A 20,553-nucleotide genomic window follows, 5' to 3' on the forward strand; every position below is an offset into this window, starting at 1 on the left:
AATGGATAAAGATGAAAGAGCGGGAGACCTCTTCTCTGAAGAGGGCTCTGACATCGTTAATCTGAGTATGGTGCAACTTCACCAGCCAGCGTGCACAACGACGCTGGCTTTTTTTATGTTACCGCAGGAAGGCAGGCTGCTGCTGTTCGTAAGCGCTGATGGCGTCTTCGTGCTGAAGCGTCAGGCCAATGCTGTCGAGGCCGTTCAGCAGGCAGTGGCGGCGAAAGCCGTCGATAGTGAACGCGTAGCGTTTGTCACCGGCCAGAACCCACTGGTTTTCCAGATCGACAGTAAAGGCGATCCCCGGCTGTGCGGCCACCATCCGGAACAGCGACTCGACTTCTTCTTCGCGTAATGAAACCAGCAGAAGCTGATTGTTAAATGAATTATTGGCGAAGATGTCGGCGAAATCGCTGCCGATAATCGCCTGGATGCCATAGTCGGTCAGCGCCCAGGGCGCATGCTCACGCGAGGAACCGCAGCCGAAATTTTCCCGCGTCAGCATAATGCTCGCGCCGCTGAATTCGGGCTTGTTCAGCACAAAGTCAGGATTCGGGATCTGGCCTTCCGCATCGCTGTAGCGCCAGTCGTAGAAGAGATTGCGGCCAAAGCCGGTGCGGGTGACCATCTGCAAAAACTGTTTGGGAATGATTGCATCGGTATCCACGTTGGCCGCATCCATCGGCACCACAACGCCGGTGTGCCGGGTGAATTTTTTCGCCATTATGCCTTCCTCAATTCACGAATATCGACAAAGTGACCGTTTACCGCCGCAGCCGCAGCCATTGCCGGGCTGAGCAGGTGCGTGCGTCCACCCCGGCCCTGACGGCCTTCAAAGTTGCGGTTGCTGGTGGAGGCGCAGCGTTCGCCAGGGCTGAGACGATCGTTATTCATCGCCAGACACATTGAGCAGCCGGGCAGCCGCCACTCGAAACCCGCCTCGATAAAGATTTTGTCCAGCCCTTCGGCTTCGGCCTGCGCTTTGACCGGGCCGGAACCGGGCACGACGTAAGCCTGCACGCCCGCCGCGAGGGTATGACCTTTCACCACCGCCGCAGCCGCCCGCAGATCTTCGATCCGCGAGTTGGTGCAGGAGCCGATAAAAACCTTGTCGATACGCACATCGGTCAGGCGGATGCCGGGCCTGAGATCCATATAAGCCAGTGCTTTTTCCGCCGAGGCGCGGTCAACCGGGTCGCTGAACGAAGCGGGATCGGGAATGCAGTCGCTAACGGCAATGACCTGGCCCGGATTGGTTCCCCAGGTGACCTGCGGCGCGATATCGGCCGCGTTGATCGTCACCACTTTGTCATAGACCGCGCCGGGATCGCTTTTCAGCGTGCGCCAGTACGCCAGCGCGTTTTCCCAGTCGCTCTCCTTCGGTGCAAACTGACGGCCTTTGACATAGCTGAACGTGGTGTCATCCGGCGCCACCAGGCCCGCTTTCGCGCCCAGTTCAATCGCCATATTGCACAGCGTCATGCGGCCTTCCATGCTCAGTTTCTCCACCGCCGGGCCGCAGAATTCGACCACATGGCCGTTGCCGCCGCCGCTGCCGGTTTTGCCGATGATCGCCAGCGCGATATCTTTGGCGGTGATGCCCGGCGCGGTTTCGCCGACAACCTCAACTTTCATCGTCTTCGCACGCGCCTGCTTCAGCGTTTGCGTCGCCAGCACGTGTTCCACTTCAGAGGTGCCGATACCAAACGCCAGCGCGCCGAAGGCGCCGTGCGTCGAGGTGTGTGAATCACCGCAGACAATGGTCATGCCGGGCAGCGACATGCCCTGTTCCGGGCCGATAATGTGCACAATTCCCTGAAAAGGGTGCTTAAGATCGTACAGCCGCACGCCGAAGGCTTCGCAGTTTTTCATCAGCATCGACATCTGAATACGTGCCATTTCACCGCTGGCGTTGATATCACGCGTTTGGGTGGAAACGTTATGATCCATCGTGGCGAAGGTTTTTCCCGGCTGGCGCACCGTACGGCCGTGCGCGCGCAGCCCGTCAAACGCCTGCGCGGAGGTCACCTCGTGCACCAGATGCCGGTCGATATAGAGCAGCGGCGTCTCGTTGGGCGCCTCAAACACCACATGCGCATCAAACAGCTTTTCGTAAAGTGTTTTCATCATCAGGACTCGCTGATAAATCCGGCAATTATGCCGCCCATTTCGTCGGTGCCAATCGATGCGCCATCGCCCGCCAGATCGCCAGTGCGGTAGCCCTCTTCCAGCGCGCGGCTGACGGCCTGCTCAATCGCATCAGCCGCTTCGCCTGCGTCCAGGCTGTAACGCAGCAGCAGCGCCAGCGACAGAATTTGCGCAATCGGATTGGCAATGTTTTTTCCGGCAATATCGGGCGCGGAGCCTCCTGCCGGTTCGAACAGGCCAAAACCCTGCTCATTCAGGCTGGCGGACGGCAGCATGCCCATTGAGCCGGTGATCATTGCGCACTCGTCGGAAAGAATGTCGCCAAACAGGTTAGAACAGAGCACCACGTCAAACTGCGACGGCGCCTTGATCATCTGCATGGTGGCGTTATCAATATACATGTGGCTAAGTTCGACATCGGGGAAGTCGCTGGCCACTTCACTGACGATTTCACGCCAGAGGATCGACGATTGCAGCACGTTGGCTTTGTCAATTGAGGTGACTTTTTTGCGGCGCTTGCGGGCGGATTCGAAGGCGATACGCGCAATACGCTCAATTTCAAAGCGGTGATAGACCTCAGTATCGAAGGCGCGCTCGTGCTGGCCGCTGCCTTCGCGGCCCTTGGGCTGTCCAAAATAGATGCCGCCGGTCAGTTCGCGCACCACCAGGATATCAAAACCCTGTTCAGCGATATCGCTGCGCAGAGGGCAAAACGCTTCCAGCCCCTGATAAAGACTGGCCGGGCGCAGGTTACTGAACAGCTTGAAATGTTTACGCAACGGCAGCAGCGCCCCGCGCTCCGGCTGCGCAGCGGGCGGCAGGTGCTCCCATTTTGGGCCGCCAACCGAGCCAAACAAAATGGCATCCGCCTGCTCGCAGCCCGTCACCGTCGCCTTCGGTAGCGGCTCACCGTGACGATCGATGGCGATGCCGCCTACGTCATAGTCGCTGGTGGTGATCCGCATGTTGAAACGCTGACGCACCGCGTCCAGAACCTTCCTGGCCTGCGCCATCACTTCGGGGCCGATGCCGTCGCCGGGCAGAATGGCAATATGGTAAGTCCTTGACATCATTACACCGATTCCTTTTGTTTGGCTTGAGATTTGCGTTGCAGTTCCTGCTCAACCAGGCGAGAGCGCCAGATGTTGTTCAGCGCGTTAATCATCGCCTTCGCAGATGATTCAACGATGTCCGTCGCCAGACCGACGCCGTGGAATTTGCGGCCGTTATAGTTGACCACGATATCCACCTGACCCAGCGCGTCTTTGCCCTGGCCTTTCGCGGTGAGCTGGTAGGTCACCAGTTCGGCGTCAAACTCGGTAATGCGGTTGATCGCCTGATAGACCGCATCGACCGGGCCGTTGCCGGTGGCCGCTTCGGATTTCATCTCTTCACCGCAGACCAGTTTCACCGAGGCGGTTGCCATCACGCTGGAGCCGGACTGCACGCTGAAATAGTCCAGGCGGAAATGCTCCGGCTCCTCGTTCTGTTTATTAATAAACGCCAGCGCTTCCAGATCGTAGTCAAACACCTGGCCTTTTTTGTCCGCCAGCTTCAGGAAGGCGTCATACAGCGCATCCAGGCTGTAGTCATTCTCTTTGTAACCCATCTCATCCATGCGGTGTTTTACCGCCGCGCGGCCGGAGCGAGAGGTCAGGTTCAGTTGGATCTTGTTCAGTCCAATCGATTCCGGCGTCATGATTTCGTAGTTTTCGCGGTTTTTCAGCACGCCGTCCTGATGGATGCCGGAGGAGTGGGCAAACGCGCCGGTGCCGACGACGGCTTTATTGGCCGGGATCGGCATATTACAAATCTGACTGACAATCTGGCTGGTACGATAAATTTCGTGGTGGTTGATCGCGGTATGGACGTTCATCAACTGGCTGCGGGTTTTAATGGCCATGATGACTTCTTCCAGCGCGCAGTTGCCGGCGCGCTCGCCGAGGCCATTCAGCGTACCTTCTACCTGGCGTGCGCCTGCCTGCACGGCGGCAATCGCGTTGCCTACCGCCATACCCAAATCGTCATGGGTGTGCACCGACAGAATCGCTTTATCAATGTTCGGCACGCGGTTGATCAATTGGGTGATGATGTTGCTGTACTCGTCCGGCAGCGTATAGCCCACGGTATCAGGAATATTGATGGTGGTGGCGCCTGCGTTGATTGCAGCTTCCACTACGCGACACAGATCGTCGATGGGGGTGCGTCCGCCGTCTTCACAGGAGAACTCCACGTCGTTGGTATAGTTACGCGCGCGTTTTACCGTACGCACCGCGCGCTCAATCACCTCTGGCAGGGTGCTGCGCAGTTTGGTGGCGATATGCATCGGCGATGTCGCCAGAAACGTATGAATACGGTAAGCGTCCGCCACGCGCAGCGCCTCGTAAGCAGCATCGACGTCTTTATCCACACAGCGGGCAAGCGCACAAACGCGACTGTTTTTCACCTGCCGGGCGATAGTCTGCACCGATTCGAAATCACCCGGTGAAGAGACCGGAAAACCGACTTCCATCACGTCCACGCCCATGCGCTCAAGCGCCAGTGCAATCTGCAATTTTTCCTTTACACTCAGACTGGCCTGCAACGCCTGCTCACCGTCGCGCAGAGTGGTATCGAAAATAATCACTTGTTGGCTCATTGGTTAATTCCTTGTCGTGGTTGCGTCGCCCTTGCCGCGAGCAAAAAAAAACCCGCGCAGTGGCGCGGGTTTTTTAAGTTTGTGGACCTGAATCAGTGACTGTTTCCGTCCACAAGGCTACCGCGCAGTTGAGATGCGTTAAGTAGTAGGCCTGGTAGACGGGTAAAACGAATCATTAATTCAAACCTCAGAAATTATGCTGTTGCTTTATTGATACTTGATCCGCAGGGGTGATGTCAACCCGGCACGGCGTTCGGGCGCGGATTCAGCGACCGTTCCGGAGCTGCCGCGCAGTAATAATGTGATAAAAGGCGCTTTTTTAAGACGTACGCGTGCCGGTTAATTCGTCAATTATTTTATTAACAAAACAATTACACTAATATTTATTTAACCGGCAGAACAAATCACTTTTTTCACCGGCGATGGCTGGTTTAATTACCGATATTTTTTATCCCAAAGCAGTGCCATAGCGAGCCGACAGGCATCCTTGCTTACCGCGTGGTGTTTGCCTGCCAACTTTTCTACGGTTATGGTATTTCCTCAACTCTACGTAAAAATAGCTAAACCCAGTACCCGGATTCGGGAAATGAGTTCCTGAGTCTTCGCATAAACACAGGTTTTGACCTTATCGGGTGGCTTTCCGCTGCGCGTCGTGGCGGCTGTTCTGCCGGTAAATCAGCACCTTAAAGCCTGGAGGCAAAAATGGAGATGTTGTCAGGAGCCGAAATGGTCGTTCGATCGTTGATCGATCAGGGCGTTAAACACGTATTCGGCTATCCCGGCGGAGCCGTTCTTGATATTTATGACGCGCTTCAGACAGTCGGCGGAATCGATCACATTCTGGTGCGCCACGAACAGGGCGCCGTGCACATGGCCGACGGCTACGCGCGCGCCACCGGCGAGGTTGGCGTGGTGTTGGTGACGTCGGGCCCAGGCGCGACTAACGCCATTACCGGTATCGCCACCGCCTATATGGATTCGATTCCTTTAGTGGTGCTTTCTGGCCAGGTGCCCTCGACGCTGATCGGCTATGACGCCTTTCAGGAGTGCGACATGGTTGGGATCTCCCGGCCGGTGGTGAAGCACAGCTTTATGGTTAAACACGCTGAAGATGTGCCCGCCATTATAAAAAAAGCATTCTGGCTGGCGGCCAGCGGACGTCCCGGCCCGGTGGTGGTCGATCTGCCAAAAGATATGATGAGCCCGGCCAATAAGCTGCCCTACGTCTGGCCCGACAGCGTCAGTATGCGCTCGTATAACCCGACGACGCAGGGCCACAAGGGCCAGATCAAACGCGCACTGCAAACGCTGATTGCGGCCAAACAGCCGGTCATTTACGTTGGCGGCGGCGTTATTAATGCGTCATGCCATGACGAGCTGCGCCAGATTGTGGAAACGCTGAATTTGCCGGTCGCGTCTTCGTTAATGGGCCTTGGCGGTTTCCCCGGCACGCACCGCCAGAGCCTGGGCATGCTGGGCATGCACGGCACCTATGAAGCCAATATGGTGATGCACAATGCAGACGTGATTTTTGCCGTCGGCGTGCGTTTTGACGATCGCACCACCAATAATCTGGCCAAATATTGCCCGGATGCAACGGTGCTGCATATTGATATCGATCCCACGTCTATTTCCAAAACCGTGGCGGCGGATATTCCTGTCGTTGGCGATGCGAAGCAGGCGCTTTCGCAGATGCTGGAGCTGCTTGCCCAGGGCGACAACACGCAGGATTTCGACAGCCTGCGCGACTGGTGGCAAAAAATTGAAGGCTGGCGCGCCCGTCAGTGTCTCGCTTTTGAACAGGGACATGAGAAAATTAAACCGCAGGCGGTGATTGAAACTATCTGGAAACTGACCCACGGCGACGCCTTCGTGACCTCGGACGTCGGGCAGCACCAGATGTTCGCTGCGCTTTACTATCCCTTTGATAAACCACGCCGTTGGATCAACTCAGGCGGCCTCGGCACGATGGGATTCGGTCTGCCTGCGGCGCTGGGCGTGAAACTGGCGCTGCCGGAAGAGACGGTGATTTGCGTTACCGGCGATGGCAGCATTCAGATGAACATTCAGGAGCTGTCCACCGCGCTGCAATATGATTTGCCGGTGCTGGTGCTGAGCCTTAACAACCGCTATCTCGGTATGGTAAAGCAGTGGCAGGACATGATCTATTCAGGTCGCCATTCGCAGTCTTACATGCAGTCGCTGCCTGATTTCGTCCGTCTGGCGGAAGCTTACGGTCACGTCGGTATTGGCATCAATCACCCTGACGAACTGGAAAGCAAACTGGCGCAGGCGCTGGAAGAAGTTGGAAAAGGACGGCTGGTCTTTGTTGACGTGAACGTTGACGGAACCGAACACGTTTACCCGATGCAGATTCGCGGCGGCGGGATGGATGAAATGTGGCTTAGCAAAACGGAGAGGACTTAACTATGCGTCGTGTTTTATCGGTACTGCTGGAGAACGAATCCGGCGCATTATCCCGCGTGGTGGGGCTGTTTTCCCAGCGGGGTTACAACATTGAAAGCCTGACCGTGGCGCCGACCGACGACCCGACGCTTTCACGCATGACGATCCAGACGGTGGGCGACGCGAAGGTGCTGGAGCAGATCGAAAAGCAGCTTCACAAGCTGGTGGATGTGCTGCGCGTCAGCGAGCTGGGGCAGGGGGCCTTTGTTGAGCGCGAAGTCATGCTGGTGAAAATTCAGGCGACCGGCTACGGTCGCGAAGAGGTGAAGCGCAGCACCGAAATTTTTCGCGGGCAGATTGTCGACGTCACGCCGTCGTTGTATACGGTTCAGCTGGCCGGCACCAGCGACAAGCTGGACGCATTTCTCACCGCCGTACGTGACGTGGCGGAGATTGTGGAAGTGGCGCGTTCGGGCGTCGTGGGCGTGGCGCGCGGCGATCGCATTATGCGTTAAACCGTCTGCGTGAATGCGCGCCGCACTGTACTCAATGCGTCAAACAGGAACCGCCGCCGCGGTTCCTGTTTTTGATCCGGGCGGCATCCGTCATCCATGACGCTGAGATACAATCCCCTTCGTCTGAGGCGGCAAAAACGCGAAAGCAGTTGCTCGCTAAACTGATCTGCTGTTAGATGTTACAAATGTTTTATCCATAGTCGTAATGCGGCTATTTTTTGCGCCAGAAAGGTGCCAGCGTGGGGTTATTGTGAAACTGGATGAAATTGCGCGCCTTGCCGGAGTATCGCGCACCACGGCCAGCTACGTTATTAACGGTAAAGCCAGACAGTATCGCGTCAGTGATAAAACCGTCGAAAAAGTCATGGCGGTGGTGAGAGAGCATAATTACCATCCCAATGCGGTTGCCGCAGGTTTGCGCGCCGGACGAACGCGCTCTATCGGTCTGGTTATCCCCGATTTGGAGAATACCAGCTATACACGGATCGCGAATTATCTCGAACGTCAGGCAAGGCAGCGCGGTTATCAGCTTCTGATCGCCTGTTCGGAAGATCAGCCGGATAACGAAATGCGCTGCGTTGAGCATCTGCTTCAGCGCCAGGTGGATGCCATTATTGTTTCCACCTCATTGCCGCCGGAACATCCTTTTTACCAGCGCTGGATCAACGACTCGCTGCCCATTATTGCTTTGGATCGCGCGTTAGATCGTGAACACTTTACCAGCGTTGTCGGCGCCGACCAGGAAGATGCGAATACGCTGGCGGCGGAACTGCGTAAGCAACCGATAAAAAATGTGTTGTTTCTGGGCGCGTTACCGGAGCTGTCGGTAAGCTTCCTGCGGGAAATGGGCTTTCGTGAGGCGTGGGAAGGAGACGAACGTCAGCAGGACTTCATTTATGCTAACAGCTTTGAACGCAGCGCGGCGGCGGCGCTGTTTGAAAAATGGCTTGAGACGCACGCCATGCCTGACGCGCTGTTCACCACCTCGTTTGGCCTGTTGCAGGGCGTCATGGATATCACGCTGAAGCGGGAAGGGCGACTGCCCACCGATCTGGTGATTGCCACCTTCGGCGATCACGAACTGCTCGACTTCCTTGAGTGCCCGGTTTTTGCCGTGGCGCAGCGGCATCGGGACGTGGCGGAGCGCGTACTTGAGCTCGTGTTAGCCAGCCTTGATGAACCGCGCAGACCAAAACCAGGATTAACCCGAATTCGTCGTAATCTCTATCAACGTGGAAGACTCAGCCGAAAGTCCGGTTAGGCTTTTCGCGACACGCAGCGTTAATGTTTTTATAAAAAAGACGGTCATCCCGTCTTTTTTAGTTTGAATCATATTTTGTCGGTCTTTTATCTGTACGTAAAACCAGTTATTCAACGCTATTTGTTAATATTCATTTCCGGATTATCTGTAATGGCAACGTTTTTTTCATTGAAGAAGAGTTTCTTACATTTAAAAGCGTCAAAATTATTAAATGTTTAGGACAAGAGTAAGCCGCTTCACAACGGATGCGCGTTCAGACTGGCCTGAAAACCAGAAATACCCTAAAATGCAGCGCGCCTCGCAAAGTCAGTAATGAATTTTCTTGTCGTCAGAAAGTGACATATTTGGGTTTAAATAAAAATTTTTGGTTTTTTTTATCTTTATTCATTAGCTTAATTTTAATTTCCCAAAAGTTTCGTCCTCTTTTTATCTCATCGCATTTTAAATTAGTGAAGAAATAATCCTTTCAGACCGTCGCTGTCGCTTGACAATGATTTCCCTCGCTCCGTACACTCTCCAGGTGGGATTTTGTGGTGTAAAGTGGTGAAAAGAGGGCGAGGCTGGCATGTTCCGTGGGGCAACGATAGTCAACCTCGACAGCAAAGGGCGTATGGCCGTTCCAACACGCTATCGCGAAACGCTGATTGAGGAAGCGCAGGGGCAAATGGTATGCACCATTGACCTTCATCAGCCATGCCTGCTGCTTTACACCCTCCCGGAGTGGGAAATTATCGAACGTAAACTGGCGCGTTTATCCAGCATGAATCCTGCTGAGCGCCGGGTGCAGCGTCTGCTGCTGGGGCATGCCAGCGAATGCCAGATGGATAATGCAGGTCGATTGCTGGTGGCAGGCACGCTGCGCCAGCATGCGAATCTGACTAAAGAAGTGATGCTGGTCGGGCAGTTCAACAAATTTGAATTGTGGGATGAACAGACATGGTATCAACAGGTCAGGGAGGATATTGACGCAGAGCAAACGACTCAGGAGCCGTTGTCTGAGCGCTTACAGGACTTGTCACTATAGCTATGCAGGCAAATTATAATCACACCACGGTGCTGTTGGACGAGGCGGTAAACGGCCTCAATATCCAACCCGACGGCATCTATATCGATGGCACCTTTGGACGAGGGGGCCACTCGCGACTGATTCTTTCGCGTCTGGGCGCGGAGGGACATCTCTACGCTATTGATCGCGATCCGCAGGCTATCGCCGCCGCCGCTCACATTACCGATCCCCGCTTCACAATTATCCACGGTCCCTTTTCTGCGCTTGCTGACTACGTTGAAGCGCGCGGCCTCAGCGGGAAAGTAAACGGGATCCTGCTGGATCTCGGCGTCTCTTCACCCCAGCTTGATGACGCCGAACGCGGATTTTCTTTTATGCGCGACGGGCCGTTGGATATGCGTATGGACCCGACAAAAGGGCTGTCTGCCTCGCAGTGGCTGCTTCAGGCGGAAGAGAGCGATATCGCGTTTGTGCTCAAAACCTTTGGCGAAGAGCGCTTTGCCAAACGCATTGCGCGCGCCATCGTTGAGCGCAACCGTGAACAGCCCATGACGCGCACCAAAGAGCTGGCCGACGTTATCTACGCCGCCACGCCGGTAAAAGATAAGTACAAACACCCCGCGACGCGCAGTTTTCAGGCAATCCGCATCTGGGTCAATAGCGAACTGGAAGAGATCGAACAGGCGTTGAAAGGCGCGGTAACGGTACTGGCGCCGGAAGGTCGACTGTCGATTATCAGTTTCCACTCACTGGAAGATCGCATTGTAAAACGCTTTATGCGCGAACAGAGCCGCGGGCCGCAGGTGCCGGCCGGTTTGCCGATGACCGAAGCGCAGTTGAACGAACTCGGCGGCCGTCAGCTGAAAACGTTGGGAAAAATGATGCCTGGCGAGGCAGAAGTGGCGGAAAACCCACGCGCGCGTAGTTCGGTGCTGCGTATTGCAGAGAGAACCGCGTCATGATTGGCAACGAGCGCCACAGCCTGCCCACCGTGATCGGTGGCGATCTGCTGCGTCACGGCAAGATCGCGCTGATCCTTACCGTCGCCGTACTGGTTTCGGCGTTGCTGGTGGTGACAACCGCGCACAAAACCCGCCTGCTTACCGCGCAGCGGGAACAGCTGGTGCTGGAGCGTGATGCGCTGGATATCGAATGGCGTAACCTGATCCTGGAAGAAAATGCGCTCGGCGATCACAGCCGGGTAGAGAGGACGGCAACTGACAAGCTACAAATGCAGCATGTCGATCCATCGCAGGAAAATATTGTGGTTCAGCCCTGAGAGAGTGAATGAAAGCCGCAGCTAAGACGTTGAAGTTAAAACGACCGGAAGATCAGGCCAGCTTTGTGAGCTGGCGTTTTGCGTTGATTTGCTGCGGGATTTTACTGGCGCTTTTCGGACTGCTGGCGCGTATGGCCTATCTTCAGGTGATCAACCCGGACAAGCTGGTCCGCGAAGGCGATATGCGTTCGCTGCGCGTGCAGGCAGTACCTACCGCGCGCGGGATGATCTCCGATCGCGCAGGTCGTCCGCTGGCGGTCAGCGTGCCGGTAAATGCTATCTGGGCCGATCCTAAAGAGCTGCATGATAAAGGCGGTATCACGCTGGACAGCCGCTGGAAAGCGCTCTCCGACGCGCTTTCAATTCCTCTGGATCAGCTTGCCGCTCGCGTGAACGCCAACCCGAACGGCCGCTTCGTTTATCTCGCGCGTCAGGTCAATCCCGCCATTGGCGACTACATCAAAAAACTGAAGCTTCCCGGCATCTTTCTGCGCGAAGAGTCGCGCCGTTACTATCCGGCAGGGCAGGTGACATCGCATCTGATCGGCTTCACCAATATCGACGGTCAGGGCATTGAAGGCGTTGAAAAGAGCTTTGATAAGTGGCTGACCGGCAAGCCTGGCGAACGAACGGTGCGTAAAGATCGTTTCGGCCGGGTGATCGAGGATATCTCGTCGGTGGACAGCCGCGCTGCCCATAACCTGGCGCTGAGCATTGACGAGCGTCTTCAGGCGCTGGTTTACCGCGAGTTAAACAACGCTGTGGCGTTCAACAAAGCAGAATCCGGCACGGCGGTACTGGTGGATGTGAACACCGGCGAAGTGCTGGCAATGGCGAACAGCCCGGCCTATAACCCGAATAACCTGACCGGCACCACCAAAGACGTCATGCGCACCCGGGCAATTACCGACATCTTCGAACCCGGTTCCACGGTAAAACCGATGGTGGTGATGACCGCGCTTCAGCGCGGCGTGGTGAAAGAAAATACCGTACTGAATACCGTTCCGTATCGCGTCAACGGCCATGAAATCAAAGACGTGGCGCGCTACAACGAACTGACCCTGACCGGGGTTTTGCAAAAATCGAGTAACGTTGGCGTTTCAAAGCTGGCGTTAGCGATGCCCTCCTCAGCGCTGGTAGAAACCTACGCGCGCTTTGGATTGGGTAAGGCGACCAATTTGGGGTTGGTCGGAGAAAGCAGTGGCTTATATCCTCAAAAACAACGGTGGTCTGACATAGAGAGGGCCACCTTCTCTTTCGGCTATGGGCTAATGGTAACGCCGTTACAGTTAGCGCGAGTCTACGCCACGATCGGCAGCTATGGCGTTTATCGTCCGCTGTCGATTACCAAAGTTGATCCGCCGGTTGCGGGTCAGCGCATCTTCCCGGAGAGCCTTGTTCGCACCGTGATGCACATGATGGAAAGCGTTGCGCTGCCCGGCGGCGGCGGCGTAAAGGCGGCGATCAAAGGGTATCGTATTGCTATAAAAACCGGCACTGCAAAAAAGGTCGGGCCGGATGGGCGCTACGTCAACAAATACATTGCTTACACCGCGGGCGTTGCGCCGGCGAGTCGTCCCCGCTTTGCGTTGGTGGTGGTTATCAACGATCCGCAGGCGGGGAAATATTATGGCGGTGCGGTTTCCGCGCCTGTTTTTGGCGCGATCATGGGTGGCGTGCTGCGCACCATGAACGTCGAGCCTGATGCGCTGCCGCCAGCGGGCCCTGTGGATAAAAATGAGATGGTAGATAACAGAAGTGAGAGATCGAGTGACCGTTCGTAACCTGCGCGACCTGCTGGCGCCGTGGGTGCCTGGCGCACCTTCGCTGCCGCTCAGCGAAATGATTCTGGACAGCCGTGTTGCGGCGTCCGGCGATCTCTTTGTGGCGATAAAAGGCCACGCGGCGGACGGTCGCCGTTTTATTCCGCAGGCCATTGCGCAGGGCGTTGCAGCCGTGGTGGCAGAAGCTGAAGGCGAAGCGGAAGACGGCAGCATTACCCACCTTCACGGCGTGCCGGTGATCTGGCTGGCGCAGCTTTCTCAGCGCCTTTCCGCGCTGGCAGGCCGTTTCTACCAGCAGCCTGGCGAAAAGCTGCGGTTGATAGGCGTGACCGGGACGAACGGCAAAACCACCACTACGCAGCTGCTGGCGCAGTGGGCCACTCTGTTGGGTGAAACGGGCGCGGTGATGGGTACTGTAGGCAATGGTCTTTACGGCCAGTTGCAGCCCGCTGAGAACACGACCGGTTCCGCCGTTGACGTGCAGCAGACCCTGAGCTCGCTGGTCGAACAGGGCGCCACGCTGGCGGCGATGGAAATCTCCTCGCACGGTCTGGTTCAGCATCGCGTGGCCGCGCTGCCGTTCGCCGCTGCCGCTTTTACCAATCTCAGCCGCGATCACCTGGATTATCACGGCGATATGGCGCATTACGAATCCGCTAAATGGCTGCTTTTCTCCGAGCACCTGGTGGCCCAGGCGATCGTCAACGCTGACGATGAAACCGGCCGCCGCTGGCTGGAAAAACTGCCGGACGCCGTGGCGGTAACGATGGAGAACAATCTCCAGGCCGGCTGTCGGGGGCGCTGGCTCAAGGCCGTTGACGTGGTGTATCACGACAACGGCGCGACCGTACGATTTGACTCCAGCTGGGGCTTTGGTGAAATCGAAAGCCGCCTGATGGGTGCCTTCAACGTCAGTAATTTGCTGGTGGCGCTGAGCACGCTGCTGGCGCTGGGCTATCCGCTGGCTTCGCTGGTGGCGACCGGCCAGCAGCTTCAGCCTGTTACCGGGCGCATGGAAGTCTTTTCCGCTCCGGGTAAACCCACGGTGGTGGTCGATTATGCACACACGCCGGACGCGCTGGAAAAGGCGCTTCAGGCGGCGCGGCTGCACTGCAAAGGCACGCTGTGGTGCGTCTTTGGCTGCGGCGGCGATCGCGATAAAGGTAAGCGCCCGCTGATGGGCGCTATCGCTGAGCAGTTTGCGGACGTGGTCGTTATTACCGACGACAATCCGCGCAGCGAAGATCCGGCGGCTATCGTTGCCGACATCCTTAGCGGTTTTATGGACGGCGGCCGCGCCCGCGTGGTGGCCGGACGTGCGCAAGCGGTCACTAACGCGGTCATGCAGGCGCAGGAAGGGGATATCGTCCTGGTGGCCGGTAAAGGCCATGAAGATTATCAGCTTGTCGGCAACCGTCGGCTGGACTACTCCGACCGGGTGACGGTCGCGCGTTTACTGGGGGTAATGGCATGATCGCGCTTTCCCTGCAAACGCTGGCGGAAGTGACCCGCGGCACGCTTTTCGGCGGTGACCTGACGTTCAACGCGGTGACGACCGATACGCGCGCGGCCACCGCAGGCTGCCTGTTTATTGCCCTGAAGGGCGAGCGTTTCGATGCGCATGAATTTGTCGGCGATGCGATTGCCGCCGGTTCGGCAGCGCTGTTGGTCAGTAAGCACTTACAAGTCGCGGTGCCGCAGGTCGTTGTCACAGATACCCGCGTTGCGCTGGCGCAGCTTGCGGGCTGGGTGCGTCAGCAGTCAACGGCGCGGGTAGTGGCGCTGACGGGGTCCTCCGGAAAAACCTCAGTGAAAGAGATGACCGCCGCAATCCTGCGCGAATGTGGCGAAACGCTCTTTACCGCCGGTAACTTTAATAACGATATTGGCGTGCCGCTCACGCTGCTGCGTCTGGATGATCAACATCGCTATGCGGTTATTGAACTCGGCGCCAATCATCAGGGTGAAATTGCCTTTACCACCGCCATCACGCGCCCTGAAACCGCGCTGATTAATAATCTGGCGGCGGCGCATCTGGAAGGCTTTGGCTCGCTGGCTGGCGTGGCGAAAGCGAAAGGCGAAATTTTTGAAGGTCTGTCGGTTAACGGCACGGCGATTATTAACGACGAAAGCAATGATCTGCCGAACTGGCAGCCTCTGTTGGACGGCAAACGCGTCTGGCGCTTCTCGGCGCAGGGCGAAAGCGATTTCTCTGCGTCAAACGTGCGTATTTCCGCCAGCGGTACGGCGTTTGTGATGAGCACGCCGGTGGGCGAGGTGGATATTCATCTGCCGCTGCCGGGCCGTCACAACATTGCCAACGCGCTGGCCGCCGCCGCGCTGTCGCTGTCGGTCGATGCCCCGCTCAGTGCGGTGCAACATGGTCTGTCTGCATTGAAAGCGGTGCCGGGGCGGCTTTTTCCGGTTCAGCTTGCCCGGGGCAAGCTGCTGCTGGATGACACCTATAACGCCAATGTGGGTTCGATGACCGCAGCGGTACAGGTTCTGGCCGATATGCCGGGATTTCGCGTGCTGGTGGTGGGCGACATGGGGGAACTGGGCGCCGATGCCGAAGCCTGCCATCGCGAGGTGGGCATGGCTGCACGCAAGGCGGGGATTGACTGGGTGGTGAGCGTTGGCGTGCTGAGCAGGCTTATCAGTGAGGCCAGCGGCAGCGGCGAGCATTTTGCCGATAAACCGTCCGCCGTTACGCGTCTACGCGCGCTGTTGGCGACCCATGCCGATATCACCATTTTAGTGAAAGGTTCACGTAGTGCCGCCATGGAGCAGGTAGTACAGAGCTTAAAGGAGAAAGGAACATGCTAGTCTGGCTGGCCGAACATCTGGTCACTTTTTATTCGGGCTTCAACGTCTTTTCGTATCTGACGTTTCGCGCCATTGTCAGCCTGCTGACCGCGCTGTTTATTTCGCTGTGGATGGGGCCGCGCATGATTGTGCGTCTTCAGGAGATGTCTTTCGGCCAGGTGGTGCGTAACGACGGCCCGGAGTCGCACTTCAGCAAGCGCGGCACGCCGACGATGGGCGGCATTATGATCCTGTTTTCCATTACCATTTCCGTACTGATGTGGGCCTATCCGTCCAACCCCTACGTCTGGTGCGTGCTGTTTGTGCTGGTAGGTTACGGCATCATTGGCTTTATCGACGACTACCGCAAAGTGGTGCGCAAAGACACCAAAGGGCTTATCGCGCGCTGGAAATACTTCTGGCAGTCGGTGATCGCCCTGGCGGTTGCTTTTGTGATGTACATCGTCGGGAAAGATACGCCAGCCACTGAGCTGGTTGTGCCGTTTTTTAAGGACGTGATGCCGCAGCTTGGCCTGCTCTACCTGCTGTTGACCTACTTTGTGATCGTCGGCACCAGCAACGCGGTCAACCTGACCGACGGGCTGGATGGCCTGGCGATTATGCCTACCGTTTTCGTGGCGGCGGGCTTTGCGCTGGTGGCATGGGCCACCGGCAATATGAATTTTGCTGGCTATCTGCATATTCCTTACCTGCGCCATGCGGGCGAGCTGGTGATTGTCTGTACCGCCATTGTCGGCGCCGGGCTTGGCTTCTTGTGGTTTAACACCTATCCGGCGCAGGTGTTTATGGGTGATGTCGGTTCACTGGCGCTGGGCGGCGCGCTGGGCACCATCGCCGTGCTGCTGCGTCAGGAGTTTTTACTGCTGATTATGGGCGGTGTGTTTGTGGTGGAAACGCTGTCGGTGATCCTTCAGGTAGGCTCCTTCAAACTGCGCGGGCAGCGCATTTTTCGCATGGCGCCTATTCACCATCACTATGAACTGAAGGGCTGGCCGGAACCGCGCGTGATCGTGCGCTTCTGGATTATTTCACTGATGCTGGTGCTGATTGGCCTGGCAACGCTGAAGGTACGGTAAACAATGGCCGACTATCAGGGTAAAAAAGTTGTCATCATCGGGCTGGGGCTGACCGGCCTCTCCTGCGTTGATTTCTTTTTAGCGCGTGGCGTTACGCCGCGCGTGGTGGATACCCGCGTCGCGCCGCCAGGCCTGAACAAACTGCCGGAAAACATTGAGTGCTGGCTGGGATCGATCAACGACGACTGGCTGCTGAACGCCGACCTGATTGTTGCCAGCCCCGGCATGGCGCTGGCGCATCCGTCGCTGGCGGCGGCGGCGGAAGCGGGCGTGGAGATTGTTGGCGATATCGAACTGTTCTGCCGCGAAGCGCAGGCGCCCATTGTCGCCATTACCGGTTCTAACGGCAAAAGCACCGTGACCATGCTGGTTGGCGAAATGGCGAAGGCCGCGGGCTGGCAGGTGGGCGTCGGCGGCAACATCGGCCTGCCTGCGCTGACGCTGCTGGATACGCCGGCACAGCTTTACGTGCTGGAACTGTCGAGCTTCCAGCTTGAAACCACCCACAGTTTGCAGGCGGCGGCAGCCACCCTGCTGAACGTGACCGAAGATCATATGGATCGCTATCCGCTCGGAATGCAGCAGTACCGCGCCGCGAAGCTGCGCATCTACGAGCAGGCAGCGGTTTGCGTGGTGAATGCCGATGATGCCATGACCATGCCGGTGCGCGGCGCGGATGCGCGCTGCGTCAGTTTTGGTGTGGACGTGGGCGATTATCATCTGAACCGGCAGCAGGGAAACATCTGGCTGCGGGTGAAGGGCGAGAAGGTGCTGAACACGGCAGAAATGGCGCTCACCGGGCAGCATAATTTTACTAACGCGCTCGCCGCGCTGGCGCTGGCGGATGCGGTTGGCCTGCCGCGCGCCAGCAGCCTGAAGGCGCTGACCACGTTTAGCGGTCTGGCGCACCGTTTTCAGCTTGCCTGGGAGCACAATGGCGTGCGCTGGATCAACGATTCCAAAGCCACCAACGTGGGCAGTACCGAAGCCGCGCTGAAGGGGTTACAGGTGCAGGGCACGCTGTGGCTGCTGCTCGGCGGCGACGGTAAGTCGGCTGACTTCAGCGCGCTGGCGCCGTTTCTGACCGATAACGTGCGCACTTGGTGCTTTGGTCGCGATCGCGAGGCGCTGGCCGCGCTGCGCCCGGATATCGCCGTACAGACGGAAACGCTGGCCGAGGCGATGACGCAAATTGCCGCGCAGGTGAAGCCAGGCGATATGGTGCTGCTGTCGCCCGCCTGCGCCAGCCTCGACCAGTTCAAGAACTTTGAGCAGCGCGGCGATGTCTTTACGCGCCTGGCGAAGGAGCTTGGCTGATGAATATACGTGGTATGAGCCTGGCGAGTGGTTTCACGAATCGTCTGAAAGAGTGGGTGATGGGCTCGCGCGAGAGCGACGCCAGCTCGATGGTTTTGTACGATCGCACGCTGCTCTGGCTGACCATCGGCCTGGCGGTGATTGGCTTTGTGATGGTGACGTCGGCATCGATGCCGGTCGGGCAGAGACTGTCGGACGATCCGTTCTTTTTTGCCAAACGCGATGCGTTCTATCTGGTGCTGGCGCTGGGTATGGCGATGGTCACGCTGCGCATCCCGATGGATTTCTGGCAGCGCTACAGCAACATCATGCTGCTGGTAACGGTGGTGATGTTATTGATTGTGCTGGTGGTCGGCAGTTCGGTTAACGGCGCATCGCGCTGGATTGCGCTCGGGCCGCTGCGTATTCAGCCTGCTGAGCTGTCAAAGCTGTCGCTGTTTTGTTACCTGGCCAGCTATCTGGTGCGCAAGGTGGAAGAGGTTCGCAATAACTTTTGGGGCTTCTGTAAACCGATGGGCGTGATGGTGGTGCTGGCGGTGCTGCTGCTGGCGCAGCCGGATCTCGGTACGGTGGTGGTGCTGTTTGTCACCACGCTGGCGATGCTGTTCCTCGCCGGTGCAAAACTGTGGCAGTTTCTGGCGATTATCGGCTCCGGTATTTTTGCCGTGATACTGCTGATTATTGCCGAACCGTACCGTATGCGTCGTGTGACGTCGTTCTGGAATCCGTGGGATGACCCGTTCGGCAGCGGCTACCAGCTTACGCAGTCGCTGATGGCCTTTGGCCGCGGTGAATTGTGGGGCCAGGGGCTGGGCAACTCCGTACAAAAACTGGAGTATCTGCCCGAAGCGCATACCGACTTTATCTTCTCGATTATCGGGGAAGAACTGGGTTATATCGGTGTGGTTTTGGCGCTTTTGATGGTATTCTTCGTCGCTTTTCGCGCGATGTCCATCGGCCGACGCGCGCTGGAAATCGACCAGCGTTTTTCCGGCTTTTTGGGCTGTTCAATCGGCGTATGGTTCAGTTTCCAGGCGCTGGTTAACGTCGGCGCGGCGGCGGGCATGCTGCCGACGAAAGGCCTGACGCTGCCGCTGATCAGTTACGGTGGATCGAGCCTGATTATTATGTCGACCGCCATCGTATTTTTACTACGTATAGATTATGAAACGCGACTGGCGCGCGCGCAGGCGTTTACGCGGGGGACTCGATGACAGGGAAGCGACTGATGGTGATGGCGGGCGGAACCGGCGGACACGTTTTCCCGGGGCTGGCGGTTGCGCACCACCTGATGGCGCAGGGCTGGCAGGTTCGCTGGCTGGGCACCGCAGATCGTATGGAAGCCGATTTAGTGCCGAAGCACGGCATCGACATCGATTTTATACGCATCAGCGGCTTGCGCGGTAAGGGACTGAAAGCGCTGCTGGCCGCGCCGGTAAGGATTTTTACCGCCGTACGCCAGGCCCGCGCCATCATGAAGGCGTACCAGCCGGATGTGGTGCTGGGCATGGGCGGTTACGTGTCCGGCCCTGGCGGCCTGGCGGCCTGGAGCTGCGGGATCCCTGTGGTGCTGCATGAGCAGAACGGCATTGCGGGCCTGACTAACAAATGGCTGGCGAAAATCGCGAAAAAAGTGATGCAGGCATTTCCGGGCGCGTTTCCCCACGCCGACGTGGTGGGCAACCCGGTTCGCGTTGACGTGCTGGCGCTGCCCGCGCCGCAAACGCGTCTGGCAGGGCGTGTCGGCCCGATACGCGTGCTGGTCATTGGCGGCAGCCAGGGCGCGCGCGTACTGAACCAAACCCTGCCGCAGGTGGCCGCGCAATTGGGCGATACCATCACGCTCTGGCATCAGGTAGGGAAGGGCGCGCTGGCGAGCGTGAATCAGGCTTACGCGCAGGTAAACCAGACGCAGCATCGCGTCACCGAGTTTATCGACGATATGGCAGAAGCCTACGCCTGGGCCGATGTGGTGGTGTGTCGATCCGGCGCGTTGACCGTCAGTGAAGTAGCCGTCGCAGGCTTACCGGCGATTTTTGTGCCTTTTCAGCATAAAGATCGTCAACAGTACTGGAACGCGCTGCCGCTTGAGCAGGCAGGCGCGGCAAAAATTTTTGAGCAGCCGCAGTTTACGGCGAACGCAGTTGCGGAAACGCTGGCCGGTTGGGATCGACAAACGCTGCTGGCTATGGCGATCAACGCCAGAGCAGCCTCGATTCCCGATGCGACCGAACGCGTTGCGGCAGAAGTCAGCGCCGCAGCGTTATAAAAGAAAGGCAGATGCCGGACAAACCGGC

17 protein-coding genes are annotated in these 20,553 nt (G+C 57.5%); 13 read left to right on the forward strand and 4 right to left on the reverse strand.

The genetic code is table 11. The annotated features are described in order from the left end of the window. Positions 1-118: 118 nt before the first annotated feature. Genes leuD through leuA form a run of 4 tightly spaced genes read right to left on the reverse strand, consistent with a single transcriptional unit; the run spans position 119 to position 4,786 of the window. Positions 119-724, reverse strand: a complete 606-nt coding sequence (gene leuD / locus FA91_RS02515) for a 3-isopropylmalate dehydratase small subunit (protein ID WP_034912228.1) — start codon at positions 722-724, stop codon at positions 119-121. Further along, complete coding sequence (gene leuC / locus FA91_RS02520; protein ID WP_034918847.1) at positions 724-2,127, reverse strand: 3-isopropylmalate dehydratase large subunit; 1,404 nt, start codon at positions 2,125-2,127, stop codon at positions 724-726. The genes leuD and leuC overlap by 1 nt, the downstream gene beginning before the upstream one ends. A 2-nt stretch (positions 2,128-2,129) precedes the next feature. After that, complete coding sequence (gene leuB / locus FA91_RS02525; RefSeq protein WP_034918852.1) at positions 2,130-3,218, reverse strand: 3-isopropylmalate dehydrogenase; 1,089 nt, start codon at positions 3,216-3,218, stop codon at positions 2,130-2,132. Positions 3,219-3,220: 2 nt separating this feature from the next. After that, positions 3,221-4,786, reverse strand: a complete 1,566-nt coding sequence (gene leuA, locus FA91_RS02530) for a 2-isopropylmalate synthase (protein ID WP_034912229.1) — start codon at positions 4,784-4,786, stop codon at positions 3,221-3,223. 702 nt (positions 4,787-5,488) lie between these two features. Between leuA and ilvI the strand changes: the two genes are divergently transcribed. The 13 genes from ilvI to murG all read left to right on the forward strand — a co-directional run bounded on the left by ilvI (position 5,489) and on the right by murG (position 20,525). After that, positions 5,489-7,213, forward strand: a complete 1,725-nt coding sequence (gene ilvI, locus FA91_RS02535; protein WP_034912230.1) for an acetolactate synthase 3 large subunit — start codon at positions 5,489-5,491, stop codon at positions 7,211-7,213. Positions 7,214-7,215: 2 nt separating this feature from the next. Beyond that, complete coding sequence (ilvN, locus tag FA91_RS02540) at positions 7,216-7,707, forward strand: acetolactate synthase small subunit (RefSeq protein ID WP_034912234.1); 492 nt, start codon at positions 7,216-7,218, stop codon at positions 7,705-7,707. A 250-nt stretch (positions 7,708-7,957) separates the two neighbouring features. After that, positions 7,958-8,968: a catabolite repressor/activator gene (cra, locus tag FA91_RS02545; RefSeq protein WP_034912237.1), complete on the forward strand. Its 1,011-nt coding sequence runs from the start codon at positions 7,958-7,960 to the stop codon at positions 8,966-8,968. Positions 8,969-9,533: 565 nt separating this feature from the next. After that, positions 9,534-9,992 (forward strand): division/cell wall cluster transcriptional repressor MraZ, encoded by a 459-nt coding sequence (mraZ, locus tag FA91_RS02550; protein ID WP_034912240.1) that lies wholly within the window; start codon positions 9,534-9,536, stop codon positions 9,990-9,992. Between the two features lie 2 nt (positions 9,993-9,994). Next, the gene (rsmH, locus tag FA91_RS02555; protein WP_034912241.1) at positions 9,995-10,936 is read left to right on the forward strand and encodes a 16S rRNA (cytosine(1402)-N(4))-methyltransferase RsmH; all 942 of its coding nucleotides are present in this window, start codon (positions 9,995-9,997) and stop codon (positions 10,934-10,936) included. Then, on the forward strand, positions 10,933-11,253 hold the full coding sequence (gene ftsL / locus FA91_RS02560) for a cell division protein FtsL (protein ID WP_034912244.1): 321 nt from the start codon (positions 10,933-10,935) through the stop codon (positions 11,251-11,253). The genes rsmH and ftsL overlap by 4 nt, the downstream gene beginning before the upstream one ends. Positions 11,254-11,261: 8 nt before the next feature. Further along, on the forward strand, positions 11,262-13,037 hold the full coding sequence (locus FA91_RS02565) for a peptidoglycan glycosyltransferase FtsI (protein ID WP_034912247.1): 1,776 nt from the start codon (positions 11,262-11,264) through the stop codon (positions 13,035-13,037). Then, positions 13,024-14,511: a UDP-N-acetylmuramoyl-L-alanyl-D-glutamate--2,6-diaminopimelate ligase gene (gene murE / locus FA91_RS02570; RefSeq protein ID WP_034912249.1), complete on the forward strand. Its 1,488-nt coding sequence runs from the start codon at positions 13,024-13,026 to the stop codon at positions 14,509-14,511. Before FA91_RS02565 ends, murE begins: the two co-directional genes overlap by 14 nt. Further along, positions 14,508-15,863, forward strand: coding sequence for a UDP-N-acetylmuramoyl-tripeptide--D-alanyl-D-alanine ligase (murF, locus tag FA91_RS02575; RefSeq protein ID WP_034912250.1), 1,356 nt, complete (start codon positions 14,508-14,510; stop codon positions 15,861-15,863). The genes murE and murF overlap by 4 nt, the downstream gene beginning before the upstream one ends. Next, a complete protein-coding gene (gene mraY / locus FA91_RS02580; protein ID WP_034912253.1) occupies positions 15,857-16,939 on the forward strand; it encodes a phospho-N-acetylmuramoyl-pentapeptide-transferase in 1,083 nt (360 codons plus the stop codon). Before murF ends, mraY begins: the two co-directional genes overlap by 7 nt. 3 nt (positions 16,940-16,942) lie before the next feature. Then, positions 16,943-18,256, forward strand: coding sequence for a UDP-N-acetylmuramoyl-L-alanine--D-glutamate ligase (gene murD / locus FA91_RS02585; protein ID WP_034912254.1), 1,314 nt, complete (start codon positions 16,943-16,945; stop codon positions 18,254-18,256). Beyond that, positions 18,256-19,470, forward strand: coding sequence for a cell division protein FtsW (ftsW, locus tag FA91_RS02590; RefSeq protein ID WP_034912256.1), 1,215 nt, complete (start codon positions 18,256-18,258; stop codon positions 19,468-19,470). Before murD ends, ftsW begins: the two co-directional genes overlap by 1 nt. Further along, entirely contained in the window at positions 19,467-20,525 is a 1,059-nt protein-coding gene (gene murG / locus FA91_RS02595) for an undecaprenyldiphospho-muramoylpentapeptide beta-N-acetylglucosaminyltransferase (protein WP_034912257.1), read from the forward strand. Before ftsW ends, murG begins: the two co-directional genes overlap by 4 nt. The last annotated feature ends 28 nt before the right edge of the window (positions 20,526-20,553 follow it).

The sequence above is a fragment of the Erwinia sp. 9145 genome (genome assembly GCF_000745075.1).
Classification (GTDB): Bacteria; Pseudomonadota; Gammaproteobacteria; order Enterobacterales; family Enterobacteriaceae; genus Erwinia; species Erwinia oleae.